Raw genomic sequence first — 14,047 nt, 5'->3', positions numbered from 1 at the left:
CGGACTACGCTGGCAATGGTATGCTGATTTCCCAGTGTCGTCATGCTCAATAATCCGAGCTCTGGTAACACGGCGTCCACATTCGGGTGACCGTCATTCATTCGAGCCGTATAATTTCGGCTCCGCAGGAGGACCACGATGAATTTTGAGCTCAATGACGAACAGCAGATGATTCAATCCGCGGCCAGAGAGTTCGCGCAGAATGAAATAGCGCCTGTCGCCGCGCAGTTTGACGCCAGTGGTGAGTTCCCGGTCAAGACGATACAACAGGCTGGCGAATTGGGCTTTATGGGTGTTGAAATCCCGGAAGCGTACGGTGGCGCTGGACTCGATAGTTTGAGTTTCACGCTAGTCATCGAAGAAATTTCAGCCGCTTGCGCCGCACACGGCGTTATCGTCTCAGTGAACAATACGCTGTACGGCGTACCGTTACTAAACTTCGGGTCCGAGGAACAAAAGACCAAGTACCTTACGCCCGTAGCCAGCGGCCAGGTAAATGGCGCGTATGCACTTACCGAACCGCAATCCGGTTCGGACGCCGCCGCCATGCGTTCAAGGGCATTACTTAGTAGCGACGGTAGTCACTACGTCATAAACGCAAAAAAGTCCTGGATAACCTCCGGGCCTGTGGCCAGATACATTGTCCTGTTCGCCAAGACCGATCCAGACGCAACCGGATCCAAAGGAATCAGTGCGTTCATTATTGACACCAGCAAAGACGGATTTCATCGCGGCAAGACCGAACCGAAACTAGGCATACGCGCATCGGCCACCTGCGAAATAGAGTTAACTGATTATGAGTGCCCGGTTGAACAACGCTTAGGCGCCGAGGGTGAAGGCTTTCGAATCGCCATGACTGTTTTGGACTCGGGCAGAATCGGCATCGCCGCCCAAGCGCTCGGAATCGCTCAGGCAGCTTACGACGCGGCACTGGTCTACTCGCGGGAACGGCACGCGTTTGGTTCGCCTATCGGCTCCTTTCAGACCATCCAGAACAAGATCGCGGATATGAAAGTGAGAATTGATGCCGCGCGCCTGCTGGTCTATCGCGCTGCCTGGTCCAAGATGGAATCGAAACGGACCGGCGCAAAAAACACACTGAATGGAAGCATCGCAAAACTGTTCGCGTCCGAGACAGCAATGTTCGTCACTAACGAAGCCTTGCAAATTCACGGGGGCATGGGCTACAGCAAAGAACTACCGCTCGAACGGTACTTCCGGGATGCCAAGATTACCGAGATTTACGAAGGCACGAGTGAAATTCAACGCATGGTAATCGGTAGAACTGAAACCGGATTGCGCTAGTTCCCTGACATCACACCGAACATTCTATAGTGCTGACCGCAGCATCTTTCGCCACTTAGCGGCGCCATTGACGATTCATTCTGCGAAGGCAATTGCTATACGCTTTCTAGCCTTCGTTATCAGCGACGTGAATAACCAAGCCATCAAGTGAGTCGTTCACTTCGATTTGGCAGGTTAGGCGGCTATTGTCCTTCCGCTCGTAGGCTGCGTCTAACATACTGTCTTCCATGTCATCCATTTCCGGCATCTTTGCAATCCAGGCTTCATCGACATAGCTATGGCAGGTCGCGCAAGCACACGCGCCGCCACATTCAGCGACGATTCCGTCGATGTTATTGTTGATGGCGCCTTCCATTACGGTGTAACCGTTTTCGACTTCAACTTCGTGGCGTTCGCCATCTGGCGTGATATAGATGATTTTTGGCATTAGCGCGGGTTCCGGGTAAAAACGGGCGGTATTCTATGAGGGCTTGCAACCCAAGGTCAACGGCAACACACCATTTACAAATCGCACAAATGAAAAAGCCCGGCACAAACCGGGCTCCTTCAACTAGCTACTATGACTGACAGTTAGATGCGTTCAGCCTGTTCGCGGCGCTTCTTGAGTTGTTCTGACCGCTTGCGGGCAGCCGCTTCGGCCAGACTGATCTGCTCATTTCTCTCGATATCACTCTCGATAACGCTAACCCATTGTCGAGCGATACGCTCTGAACGACTGGATTTTCCAGCCTCGCGGAACGCGGCGATTGCAGGCTGGTATTTCTTCAGGTTGTAAAGGCACATACCCAACGAAATTTGCGCATTGTCCGGGCTCTTCAAGCCACCCTTCGATATGCCCGCACGAACCGCTTCTTCACACTTGTCGTATTCGCCAAGGTTCAGATGTGCATTGCCAAGCCGTACAAACAGCTCGCCATCGTCTTCAAGATTTGCAGCCGCCTGCAATGCAGGAATAGCTTCTTCGTCTTCCATTGCCAACTGCCATGCCTGCGACAACAAACGATAATTCTTCGCATTCTTGGCGACGGTGCCTTCTTTCATCTTTTCGTCAATCAGTTTCGCTGCCTTGTACGGCACCTCAGCCTGCATGTACAGCTGTGCCATGGTGACAAACTCAGATTCCTTTTCCAGCATACCTTGAGTGTGCGCAGCATCGTAGGCACTGATCAAATTCTGATCTTCGCCCAACTCCGTATAGGCTCCGGCCAGTGAGAACCAGTAACGCTTCTTGGGCCAGTTAACCAGAAGGATCTTCTGGATATCCCTAACCTTTGCGTAGTTCTCTTCCTGGAAATAAGCAAAGTTCAAAAGAACGTACCAATCTTCCTTGGCCTCTTTCTCTCGCTTCTTTGCAACTTCCATCGCCGTTTCTATCGGCTTAATCATTTCCTTGTACTTGGACATCTGGTAGAGGTTTTGCGCATAAAGAATGTATGGCTCCGGCGCCGGATTGGTTTCCAAAACAAACCATTCATCCAGCAACTTCAGCGCTTTAGCGTAGTCCTCTTCCATGGTTGCCAGCTGAGCCAGCGTGTACAAAGTCTGCTTCTTGATTTGCGGTTCGATACTGGGAATTCGCAGCATTTCCTCGTAAATCCGGATCGCATCCTTCACGTTGTCCATGTTGTAGTAAACGAAGCCAAGGTAGTTAAGCACGTTCTGCAACTCGTACTCAGTCAACTTGTCGCCAGCTCGAAGGTCATTGAGGATCTTAAGCGCCTCGTTGTACTCCTTGGCGTCAACTTTCTCCTGAGCGACTTGAATCCGATCGTAGACCTTCTTGCTGACGGCCTGCGCCTGCTTGGTCTTGGTATCGTCTTCCTCAGCATTTGCACGCTCTTGTGCAACTACTGTACTGGCTGAGAAAACCCCAGCCAGCAATATCAGGCACAGCCTGGGAAATATTCGCGTTTCAAGTTTCATAATCTATATATCCTTAATCGAGTCCCGCACTTGAGAGTGGAAGGTATAGCTCCCGCCATCCGCGTTTATTGCTCGATCTTGAATGTGATCCTTGTTTTAACGTTGGGAACAGCAACCGGCTCACCGTCAACTACCCGTGGCTTGTATTTGAACTTCAATACCGCACGCGTAGCAGCACGATCAAACAGACTGCTTGTTGACTGAATAACAACCGGATCAATTACCGTGCCTGCCGACGTTACTGTAAATGACAAATCAACAAAGCCTTCGATCCCGCGAGACAATGCCCGCGACGGATAAACTGGCGCCACTCGCACGATCGGGAGGTAATCACCTTCGGCAATGTTCATGCCGCCGGGTCCGCCAATATCCACACTCTGTGCAACAGACGGAGGCGGAACATTAACCGTGGGTGCGTTTGGATCCACACTGTCCATATCCTGCGGTGGCACCTCTGGCGGTACTTCGGGTGGCTTGGGTGGTTTCTCCGGCGTTATATCTTCCGTATTAACCTGTTCGTTACGTTTAACACGCACGAACTCAAGCATGTGACGTTCCCGATCCTGACTAAGTGCATCCTGACCGCTCTCGATGAGCAAGTGCATGACGAACAACAAAGTCAGTGTGACTACGGATCCGACTATGATCGCAAAAACGTATCGGCCTACCATGATTTAACTCTCCTGAAACGCTAATCGCATCAACAATCTGATTGGGATATCCGAAGCCCGTAAGTAACTATGACCCCGAATATCCCCGTCAGTTCGTTGCTAATTATTAGCCGCGATTGATACGTTAAACACTCCCGCCGATCGTGCAGCGTCCATCACTACTACCAGCATCTCGTTGGTCGACTTTTTATCGGCCTGAATAACGACAGATCCTTTCGGATTCTCCGCATGCAGGCGCTCGATATTGGCCCGAACTGCGCGTGGGTCAATTAATCGGCGGTCGATCCATATTTCATCGTTGGAACTGATCGCAATCAGGATATTAGCATCCTGGACCTTCTCCGCCGTCGGCGCGTCGGGTCGGTTTACGTCAATGCCCGCTTCCTTAATAAATGAAGCAGTTACGATGAAAAAGATGAGCATGATGAAAACGACGTCCAGCATGGGCGTAAGGTCGATTGCCGCTTCGTCCTCATCGGCGCCCGCTCCTTGGTTTCCTCTTCGCATGTCTGTCTACCTTCTTAATGATCCATCGTGAGCGAGTCCTGAAGGAACTCGACTTCACGCGCCGCGCGGCGGCTAAGTAGCGTCACCAGGAGTACCCCTGAAAGGGCTCCAACCATTCCCGCCATTGTCGGCACTGTCGCTTGCGATACGCCGGCAGCCATCGCCCGCACGTTACCGGAGCCGGATACCGCCATGACCTCAAACACTTTGATCATGCCGGTAACCGTGCCCATCAGGCCCAGCAGCGGACATAGCGCTACCAAAGTCTGAATCATCGGAATTGAGCGAGTGCTCGCCATTTCGAATTTTGAAATCATGCCTTCGCGAATCTGATGCGCACCCCAGGATCTGCGTTCTGGTCGTGCCTCCCAGGTTTCAAGAGTTTCCGCAGCAAGATTTTTCATCGAGCTGCGGAAAAACATGATTCGTTCAACTATCAAAACCCACATGACGAAGATGGTGACTGCTATCCAGCGTAAGACAGGGCCGCCGAGATCCATAAAATCTCGTATAGCCTCAAAATTGTCATACAACCAATGCATCGTCACTCCCCTCGGCGTTAGCCATTCTTCTCAGAATGCTGGGCAACTATGCCGGCACTCTGTGAATGGATGATATTGACGATCTTACGACTTTGGCCGCTTACCAGGGTATGGATGAGAACCATCGGAATAGCTACAACCAGGCCGAGTACGGTTGTCATCAATGCCTGAGAAATACCACCAGCCATCATCTTCGGATCGCCTGCACCGTAAAGTGTGATCACCTGGAAGGTCTTGATCATACCGGTAACCGTACCGAGCAGTCCCATGAGCGGTGCAACAACAGAAATCACCTTGATGAACAACAGACCTTTGGTCAGTCCTGGCATTTCCTTGAGCGCTGCTTCACTGAGCTTCAACTCGATGGTTTCAGTATCGGCACTTCTGTTCGTCTCGTAGGCCGCAAGTACACGACCAAGCGGGTTGTCCGTGCTGGCGGAATCGCGCTTGAGCTGAGCAGCCACTTTCCGGCCATCAACTGACAGGCCAATCCAGCGCCAAAATGCGATCAAGAGACCAACAATACCGAGACCGATAATGCAGTAACCCACAATACCGCCCTGATGAACGCGTTCCATCACGGTTGGCGATTCCACGAGCAGCGACAAAATGCTGCCGCGCGTGACGTCAAGACCAAATCGGACCGTACCGTCTGTGGAGTTGAGCATGTCACCCGTTGAGTTGGTGTATCGGGCTTGTTCAGGTTGACGCTGCAGCTCCGTTACGTTTTCAGTCGTAGGGTCGTACTGCAAATAGCCATCTTCATAGACGATATTGAATACGCCGACCCGCACTACTTCTTCGCTAACGCGTTCGCCGTCTGCCGTTGCAAACTGCTGATTGAAACGAACGATCTTGCCTGACTCGGCAATTTCGCGCTGCAGTTCGAACCACAGGCGCTCGATGTCTTCAATAGACGCCAGCGAGCTGGCACCAGCCATCTTGCTGCCCAGTTCAGTCAGGAATTCACCGCGATCCGGGTACTGGATATTGGTCAAAGACGTTTTGAATCGTCCCTGCGCATCACCGGTAACCGTCTGCAATACACCAAACAGCTCTTTCAATGCACCGAGGCGTTCGTCAAGGGCTGAGCGCGCATCACCAATTTGCTGCTGATTGGCAGCAAACTGCGATTCGAGCCTCTGGCTCTCCTGTTCCTGACGTGTACGTTCAGCGCGTGACTGGTTAAGTATCTGCTGTTGCTCGGCACGCTTGCTGGCGAACTCCGCCTCGCGTTGGCGAGCTTCAGAAGAATCTCTTGCCTGTCCCTGCTCAATCAAGTTGAGCAGCTCGCTCATGCTACCTGCCGCTTCTTGGGCCTGCGCTGTACCAAAGGCAAGCAGGCCAGCGACGACTAATGTTGCTATGCGTTTCATTTTAAGAAGTCTCCCCAGCAGGTTTTGCAGCCGGTATCGGCAGCAGAAGCAACTCAGGCGCGATCAGCTGGCGAGCCATACGTAGGCCTTTCCGAATTTCACTTCTGTTTTCATCATCGACCATCTCGTATTGACGAGTTTCCTGATTGTAGTGACCGGTGATTTGAGAATCGTCTGACTGGAAGTACAGACCAACCCGACCAACTCGCAGCATGTTGTAGTCACGCAATGCGCCGTCGATGTCGAGAGATTCTTTGTACCACTCAGATGAGGAACCGTAGTCCATCTCAATCTGATAGGCCTCCATCACCTTGCGGAATTTCTCCGCAACACTAACGTCTGAACGCTCCATGATTTCTTTGAGCGCTTCTACGCGATTCGTGCGTTCTGCCTCAAGAAACGGAATGTCCAGCGCGATTGACTGCTCAAGGCCGTCAATCATGCGAGTCATCAATGGGAAGATCTGGCGGTTGATAACATCAACCTGATCCATTGAAAGCTCGATGTCGGCCAGCGTTGCCTGCTGCCCTTCAACCTGAGCACTCATCAGGCGGTTGTAAACCTGAAGACCCTCAATTTCCTTATTGATCGCGCGGTATTGATCAGTCAGAGAACGAGTGCCCTCCACCACCTCATTGATACGCTCCTGTGAAGCCTGAGCCAGTTCTAACCGTCGCTGGTCAGCCTTTAACACGTCATCGACGGATTGGGCGAAGACGCTGCCGGATGTTGCGATGACGGTTGCTGCAATTAATGCAGCTGTCATCTGCCGACTGCTACTTTTGCACCGTTTCATGGACACTCCTTAAAAAGATCGAGTTTTGATTTAATGATTTGATTGAACCGATGGGGAAAGAGATGCGCGGGGGTATATGTCCTGCACCCTTATGACAATGCCTAGTGCAACGACATTATCACCTCACTCACGACCCTCTCCCCTGAAGTCGCGGCGTTTCACTAGTTTGGTATTCCACCTTCCAAATTCTGAATCCGAACGACCTGCGTTCGGTTCTCTATATTTATATATGAGGCAATCCCTACCTCAACGCCGAATCACTGCGCCCACCCCCATTGTGGTCGCCAAGAATACCACATGAATGATAGATCGCCAGCCCATCAGCAACATAAGGTGTTCGTAACCAAGGGAACCAGTTTTCCGAATCCATATACGGCATCCGTTTCAAACCAGCGCCGCCGTTTGGCGTGCCAACTCCAACTTGGCAAGAGTCGCACGATGCACCTCATCGGGCCCGTCCGCAAGTCTGAGTGTACGAGCGCCGGCCCAGGCTGCCGCGAGACCGAAATCGCTGCCTACGCCGGCGGCGCCATGCACTTGAATCGCCCGGTCAATTACGCGCAGCGCCATCGCCGGTGCAACCACTTTTATCATCGCGATTTCCGCTCTGGCGACCTTGTTTCCGACTTTGTCCATCATGTCCGCCGCTTTCAAAGTCAGAAGCCGCGCCTGGTCAATCTCCATTCTGGAATCGGCAATTGCCTCGCGAACAACGCCTTGTTTGTCCAGCGGCTGCCCGAACGCAGTGCGCGAACCTGCGCGCCTGCACATGGCCTCCAGCGCGCGCTCTGCCATACCGATCGAGCGCATGCAGTGATGAATCCGGCCTGGGCCGAGGCGCCCCTGCGCAATCTCGAACCCACGCCCTTCTCCAAGCAGCAGATTATCGGCAGGGACTCTGACGTTTTCAAACAGCACTTCTGCGTGGCCATGGGGTGCATCGTCGAAACCGTACACGGTCAGTGGCCTGACAATTTTGACGCCCGGCGTATCTCGGGGCACCAGGATCATCGATTGCTGCTTGTGCCGATCTGCATTCGGATCGGTTTTACCCATAAATATGAGTAATCGGCAGCGCGGGTCCATCGCCCCGGATGTCCACCACTTTCGACCATTAATAATGTAGTCGCTGCCGTCTTTGACGATAGTTGAGCGGATGTTGGTCGCGTCAGACGACGCCACATCCGGTTCCGTCATGGCGAACGCAGAGCGAATTTCGCCGCGCAACAAGGGTTCCAGCCACGTTTTTTTCTGCGCATCTGTCCCGTAACGCACCAATACTTCCATATTGCCAGTATCCGGCGCCGCGCAATTGAACACCTCTGGCGCGATTGGTGAGCGCCCCATAATTTCGGCTAACGGCGCGTATTCAAGATTGCTGAGGCCGGCACCGTATTCGCTGTCAGGCAAGAACAGATTCCAGAGGCCGGCATCGCGCGCACGCCGCTTCAACTCCTCCATTATTGAAGGTACGAGCCAACGCGAATCGCCGTCATCGAGCGACTCGGCATAGACCGCTTCATTCGGATAGACATGCTCGCGCATGAATGCCGCCAATTGCGCCTGTAACGCAGTCACTCTCGGGGAATAGTCAAAATTCATCGTGGATATCGATAGGCAGGCCGTAAACGCCGGACGCTGGAGCATACCTTACGACTGTCACAGTCGGTCAATCCCGAATCAGCACGCACTTCGGTCCACCGCACAGTTGTTGCAACGCACAATCGGCCTGGCGTAGTGTTATGGCTAATGGGCATTGGCACGCCCTTGCACAAAGAAACACATCTTAAGGAACAGGACGATGCGCGCCATTAGCTGCCTGGAACACGGTACCCCCGAGATGCTGCAACTCACTGAGCTGCCGACGCCGGACCCCGCTCCCGGAGAAGTGCGGATAGCAGTGCGCGCCTGCGGCGTCAATTTTCCGGATATTCTGATGATCGCTGGACGCTACCAGATACAACCCGAGCTGCCGTTTACGCCGGGTGCTGAACTCGCTGGAATCATAGACGCGGTAGGCGACGGGGTGAACGGCCTGCAAATTGGCCAGCGAGTTCTTGCGCTGTGCGGTCACGGGGCTATGGCTGAACAGGTTTGTGTCGCCGCCGGGCGGGTAGTGCCGATACCGGATGAGATGAGTTTTGATATCGCTGCCGGCTTTCTCCTTACATACAGCACCTCCTGGCACGCGCTGAAACAACGTGGGCAGATTCAGGCTGGCGAGACACTCCTCGTATTAGGGGCTGCAGGCGGTGTTGGCCTTACCGCCGTTGAACTGGGGAAAGTTGCGGGCGCAACTGTAATTGCCGCCGCAAGTACCGACGAAAAACTACAGCTTGCCCAGCAATACGGAGCAAGCTACTGCATCAACTACAATCGGGAGTCTCTGCAGGAGCGGATAAAGGAAATTACGGCGGGCAAAGGGGTCGACGTCATTTACGATCCTGTTGGTGGAGAGCTTTTCAACCAATGCCTGCGATCCATTGCGTGGAATGGCCGAATTCTGGTGATTGGCTTTGCGTCCGGGTCGATACAAAAAATCCCGGCAAACCTGCCTTTATTAAAGGGTAGTTCGATCGTCGGGGTTTTTTGGGGCCGCTTTGCGGAGTCCGAACCGGCCGCACAGGCGAAAAACGTCGCTGAACTCCTGGAGTATTTTGCGGCCGGCAAACTGCGGCCTTACATTTCAAGAGTCTTCAGCCTCCCCGAAGCGAGCGCTGCTTTTAACTACCTTGCAGAGCGTAAAGCCACAGGCAAGGTCATCGTCCGACTGTAACGACCGGTGCGACGACCAGCATCCGCCGAAGACCCACCCTCTCTCTTGCGCAATCCCGTACGAATCACCCGAAATGCCGCCTGTAACAGCGGCAAATCGAAGTATCTGGAGCAACTGAGAGCCAGCGGTTGACATCAATGAAGGCTTCTAACATTATCGCGCTTATGCGTATTTCTGTGACAACAGCATTGGGCCTGCGCCGCGCCGAACCGCTTAAGCTGTGGGTGCTGCTTGGTGTCCTCCTTAGCGGGAGACATTGCGGGTAGACCTGTTGTTGCAGCGAACAGAGGTAAACCCCGCATCCTTGCCAGGATAGTGGGGTTTTTTTTGGCGCACCGTTTTTTTTAGCTAACAAACGACTGAGAAAAAGTCATAGATTGGGGAAATACTGCAATGCAAATGTACTCGGAGTCCGACGTCGACATCACCTGCCTGCAAGGCAAACGCGTTTCAATTCTTGGCTACGGCAGCCAGGGCCGAGCGCACGCTCTGAATCTTAAGGACAGCGGCTTCGACGTCGTGGTTGGTCTGCGTCCCGGAGGCCCAAGCTGGAAACGTGCTGAAGCGGACGGACTCACCGTGATGGAACCGGCGGACGCCGTGCAGGGTGCAGCAATCACCGTATTTCTGACGCCAGATCTGGTTCAGGGCGACCTCTATCGCAGCCTTGAATCCAAGATCGACAAGGGCGCCGCAATTTTGTTTGCTCATGGCTTCAATATTCACTACAAGCAAATCGAACCCCGCGCCGATATAGACGTTGTTCTGATTGCGCCAAAAGGTCCAGGCGGGCTGGTGCGCCGTCAGTACGAAGAAGGTCATGGCGTACCGTGCCTCGTCGCGGTTGCACAAGATGCTACCGGCGACGCACTGAAACTGGCATTGGCCTATTCCCACGGGATCGGCGGCGCGCGGGCCGGCGTCATCGAAACCACCTTCGCCGAAGAAACGGAAACGGACCTGTTTGGCGAACAGGCCGTTCTTTGTGGCGGCGCAACCGAACTGGTTGTTGCCGGCTTTGAGACCTTGGTTAAAGCTGGTTACCAGCCCGAAGTCGCCTATTACGAGTGCATGCACGAACTGAAACTCATTGTTGATTTGCTGCATGAAGGTGGCATGAAAAAGATGCACGAGTTCATCAGTGAAACGGCTGCCTGGGGAGACCTGATCAGCGGTCCGCGCGTTATTGATGCCCACGTGCGCGAGCGTATGCAGGACGTCCTTACTGATATTCAGGACGGCACTTTTGCACGCAACTGGATCAAGGAAACTGCCGGTGGCCAGAAGGAGTACCGCAGACTGATGAATGCAGACCTTGATCACCAGATCGAGAAAGTCGGTGCAGACCTTCGTGGTCGCATGGATTGGCTTGAAAACTGACAGAACCTGCGTTGACCGATGTCGGCGCCAGTCGAACTGACTGGCGCCGAACAAGAATCAGGCCGGACCAAACAGCGACAACTTATTCTGTACTGATAGACAATACCGGGGACAGGCAATGAACGACCAGCGAATCAAGATATTCGACACGACACTACGGGACGGAGAACAAGCACCGGGTTGCAGCATGACGCTGCGCGAGAAGCTTCGGCTCTCAAAGGCGCTCTCTGACCTTCGTGTGGATATCATTGAAGCTGGTTTCCCCGCCGCGTCTCCTGGCGATTTCGAAGCCGTAAAAGCGATCGCTGATGAAAATCGCGGCCCGATTATTTGTGGGCTTGCCCGCTGCAATCCTGAAGACATTGAAAAAGTGCACGCCGCGGTCAAAGGTGCGGACAACCACCGTATTCATGTTTTTGTGGCGACCAGCGCTATCCATCGTGAGCACAAGCTCAAGATGGCGAAAGAAGAAATCATTAAGACCGCCGTCGGGGCTATTCGACACGCGCGCGAATTGTGCGATGACGTTGAGTTCTCACCGGAAGACGCGTCCCGAACCGAGTTGGCATATTTGGCGGAGGTCGTTTCGGCCGCAATCGAGGCCGGTGCAACCACCGTGAATATTCCGGATACGGTTGGTTACACCGTCCCGGCAGAATTTGACAAGCTGTTCCGTTACCTCAAGAAGCACGTTGCGCGCATTGAAGAGATCACCTTGAGCGTGCACTGCCATAACGATCTCGGCATGGCAGTGGCCAACAGTCTGGCTGCTGTCGCCGCTGGTGCACGGCAAGTCGAATGCACGATTAACGGCATTGGCGAGCGTGCTGGCAATTGTTCGCTTGAAGAGCTGGTCATGGCTGTTCGGACCCGCAGTGACTTCTTTGATCTTGAAACCGGAATCGATACAACCCGGCTCTACCCTACTTCGCGGATGGTCGCGAACATTACAGGCATGCAAATTCCCCGCAACAAAGCCATCGTCGGTGAGAACGCGTTCGCACATGAAGCTGGCATTCACCAACACGGCATGATGCAGCACGCTTCGACGTACGAAATCATGCGGCCCGAAGATATCGGCATCAGCAAGTCCAATCTGGTGCTCGGCAAACACAGCGGACGGCATGCGTTCCGAGAACGTGTCAGCAACCTCGGATTCATCCTCGACGAGTTTGAAATGAACCGGGCCTTCCAGGAATTCAAGAAGCTCGCGGATAGAAAGAAAGACATGTACGACGGCGACATCGAGGCCATCATTCTGAATGTTGACAGCGCATCGAGCGGTCCTTGGACATTGAAATCGATGGAAGTGCAGTCCGGCACCGACCAGGTCGCGCGTGCAAGCGTCAGCTTGTTGAACGAAGAAAGCGCTGAGTGCACCGTAGCTGCTACGGCGGAAGGGCCGATGGAAGCGGCCTTCAAAGCACTAGGCCAGGCCACGGGCATCGCGCTGGTGCTGCGAAAATTCGAGCTGCACAGCGCGACAGCAGGTGACGACGCTCAGGGTGAAGTAACCGTTATGGTCGACTACAACGGCAAGACCTGGCGTGGTCACGGAACCAGCGTGGACATTGTTGAGGCCGGTACGCGTGCTTGCCTCGAGGTGATCAACAGAATCTTGCGCCGCCGCGAACGTGGCCTTGACGAAGAGACAACAGACAACGACATCAACCGGGCTTCAATATAGACCGGCTGCTACCCTTATTTCGTAAGTGCGAAAGGATACGTCAGTTGCTAAGCTACGCCGTCCTGAACACCCCTGAATGACGCTTGTGGAGGCGATCAATGAGTTTTGACGGCGCAAAACATATCTGGATGAACGGCCAGATGATGCCTTGGGAAAAAGCAAACGTTCATGTCATGACGCATGCCCTGCACTACGGCTCTTCGGTATTCGAGGGTATTCGCTTGTACGCCACGCCCGATGGGCCCAAAATTTTTCGGCTTTACGACCACATGCGTCGTCTTTACGATTCGGCCAAAATTTATCGTATGCCGATACCCCAATCGCTCGACGAACTATCCAGCGCGTGCAAGCAAGTTTGTGCCATCAATGGCCTTACCGACGGCGCATATATCCGCCCCATCGCGTTTCGCGGTTACGGCGAAATTGGCCTTGCACCGAAAGCAGAACACCAGGTCGATGTCGCCATCGGAGCATGGAAATGGGGAGCCTATCTCGGCGCAGACGGTCTTGAGAAAGGCGTTGACGTTTGCATATCCAGCTGGCAGCGAGTAGCTCCCAATACGATTCCGGCATTGGCTAAATCCGGTGGCAACTACTTGTCCAGTCAGTTGATCAGCACGGAAGCCAAACGTTTAGGCTTCGCGGAAGGCATTGCGTTGTCAACCGACGGTACGGTCAGTGAAGGTGCTGGTGAAAACCTGTTCGTCATTCGCGACGGAGTCCTGATGACGCCATCGTCCGCCGCCTCTATCCTGACTGGCATCACCCGTGATTCGATCATCAAAATTGCGAGCGATCTTGGCTTGACCGTCCGGGAACAATCGATCCCCCGCGAAGCGCTTTATCTCGCCGACGAAATGTTTTTTACCGGAACCGCAGCGGAGATTACTCCGATTCGCTCGGTCGACCGAATTCAGATCGGCGCTGGCAAACGTGGTCCCATCACCGGGCAGTTGCAGGACGCATTTTTTGGTTTGTTCTCCGGCGAGACGAAAGACACGTACGGCTGGCTCGACGGCCTTGATGAAGAATCTCTCGCGGTAGCAAGCGCCCCATAAGCGACTTGGCGAGCCGCCTTTCTTGT

General features: G+C 53.7%; 13 protein-coding genes. 5 read left to right on the top strand and 8 right to left on the bottom strand.

Translation table 11 applies throughout. The features are described 5' to 3' along the window. Positions 1-138 precede the first annotated feature (138 nt). Positions 139-1,305 carry an acyl-CoA dehydrogenase family protein gene (locus tag AC0L8N_RS17485; protein WP_473669487.1) on the top strand — a complete coding sequence of 389 codons (1,167 nt, stop codon included), beginning with the start codon at positions 139-141 and terminating at the stop codon, positions 1,303-1,305. 106 nt (positions 1,306-1,411) lie between these two features. Here the strand turns inward: AC0L8N_RS17485 and AC0L8N_RS17480 are convergent, their stop codons facing one another. The 8 genes from AC0L8N_RS17480 to AC0L8N_RS17445 all read right to left on the bottom strand — a co-directional run bounded on the left by AC0L8N_RS17480 (position 1,412) and on the right by AC0L8N_RS17445 (position 8,722). Beyond that, the gene (locus AC0L8N_RS17480; RefSeq protein WP_473669485.1) at positions 1,412-1,732 is read right to left on the bottom strand and encodes a 2Fe-2S iron-sulfur cluster-binding protein; all 321 of its coding nucleotides are present in this window, start codon (positions 1,730-1,732) and stop codon (positions 1,412-1,414) included. 143 nt (positions 1,733-1,875) lie between these two features. After that, positions 1,876-3,228, bottom strand: a complete 1,353-nt coding sequence (locus AC0L8N_RS17475) for a tetratricopeptide repeat protein (RefSeq protein WP_473669483.1) — start codon at positions 3,226-3,228, stop codon at positions 1,876-1,878. A 65-nt stretch (positions 3,229-3,293) separates the two neighbouring features. Next, complete coding sequence (locus tag AC0L8N_RS17470; RefSeq protein WP_473669481.1) at positions 3,294-3,899, bottom strand: energy transducer TonB; 606 nt, start codon at positions 3,897-3,899, stop codon at positions 3,294-3,296. Positions 3,900-3,998: 99 nt separating this feature from the next. Beyond that, positions 3,999-4,406, bottom strand: a complete 408-nt coding sequence (locus AC0L8N_RS17465; RefSeq protein WP_473669479.1) for an ExbD/TolR family protein — start codon at positions 4,404-4,406, stop codon at positions 3,999-4,001. A 14-nt stretch (positions 4,407-4,420) separates the two neighbouring features. After that, entirely contained in the window at positions 4,421-4,948 is a 528-nt protein-coding gene (locus AC0L8N_RS17460; protein WP_473669477.1) for a MotA/TolQ/ExbB proton channel family protein, read from the bottom strand. Positions 4,949-4,965: 17 nt separating this feature from the next. Beyond that, the gene (locus tag AC0L8N_RS17455) at positions 4,966-6,324 is read right to left on the bottom strand and encodes a MotA/TolQ/ExbB proton channel family protein (protein ID WP_473669475.1); all 1,359 of its coding nucleotides are present in this window, start codon (positions 6,322-6,324) and stop codon (positions 4,966-4,968) included. 1 nt (position 6,325) lies between these two features. Then, positions 6,326-7,090 (bottom strand): DUF3450 domain-containing protein, encoded by a 765-nt coding sequence (locus AC0L8N_RS17450; RefSeq protein WP_473669473.1) that lies wholly within the window; start codon positions 7,088-7,090, stop codon positions 6,326-6,328. Positions 7,091-7,504: 414 nt separating this feature from the next. Next, the gene (locus AC0L8N_RS17445) at positions 7,505-8,722 is read right to left on the bottom strand and encodes an acyl-CoA dehydrogenase family protein (protein WP_473669471.1); all 1,218 of its coding nucleotides are present in this window, start codon (positions 8,720-8,722) and stop codon (positions 7,505-7,507) included. Positions 8,723-8,921: 199 nt separating this feature from the next. Here AC0L8N_RS17445 and AC0L8N_RS17440 point away from each other — a divergent pair, with 199 nt between their 5' ends. From AC0L8N_RS17440 to AC0L8N_RS17425, 4 genes are all read left to right on the top strand, one after another. Beyond that, entirely contained in the window at positions 8,922-9,896 is a 975-nt protein-coding gene (locus AC0L8N_RS17440; protein WP_473669469.1) for an NADPH:quinone oxidoreductase family protein, read from the top strand. A gap of 393 nt (positions 9,897-10,289) precedes the next feature. Then, the gene (gene ilvC, locus AC0L8N_RS17435; protein WP_473669467.1) at positions 10,290-11,276 is read left to right on the top strand and encodes a ketol-acid reductoisomerase; all 987 of its coding nucleotides are present in this window, start codon (positions 10,290-10,292) and stop codon (positions 11,274-11,276) included. Positions 11,277-11,394: 118 nt separating this feature from the next. Next, positions 11,395-12,963 (top strand): 2-isopropylmalate synthase, encoded by a 1,569-nt coding sequence (locus AC0L8N_RS17430; RefSeq protein ID WP_473669465.1) that lies wholly within the window; start codon positions 11,395-11,397, stop codon positions 12,961-12,963. Positions 12,964-13,046: 83 nt separating this feature from the next. Continuing rightward, positions 13,047-14,021 (top strand): branched-chain amino acid transaminase, encoded by a 975-nt coding sequence (locus AC0L8N_RS17425; protein ID WP_473669463.1) that lies wholly within the window; start codon positions 13,047-13,049, stop codon positions 14,019-14,021. The last annotated feature ends 26 nt before the right edge of the window (positions 14,022-14,047 follow it).

This window comes from Woeseia sp. D3-10 (assembly GCF_055809415.1).
The sequence above is the reverse complement of the archived record's forward strand: the minus strand, read 5'-3'. Positions and strand labels throughout refer to the sequence as shown.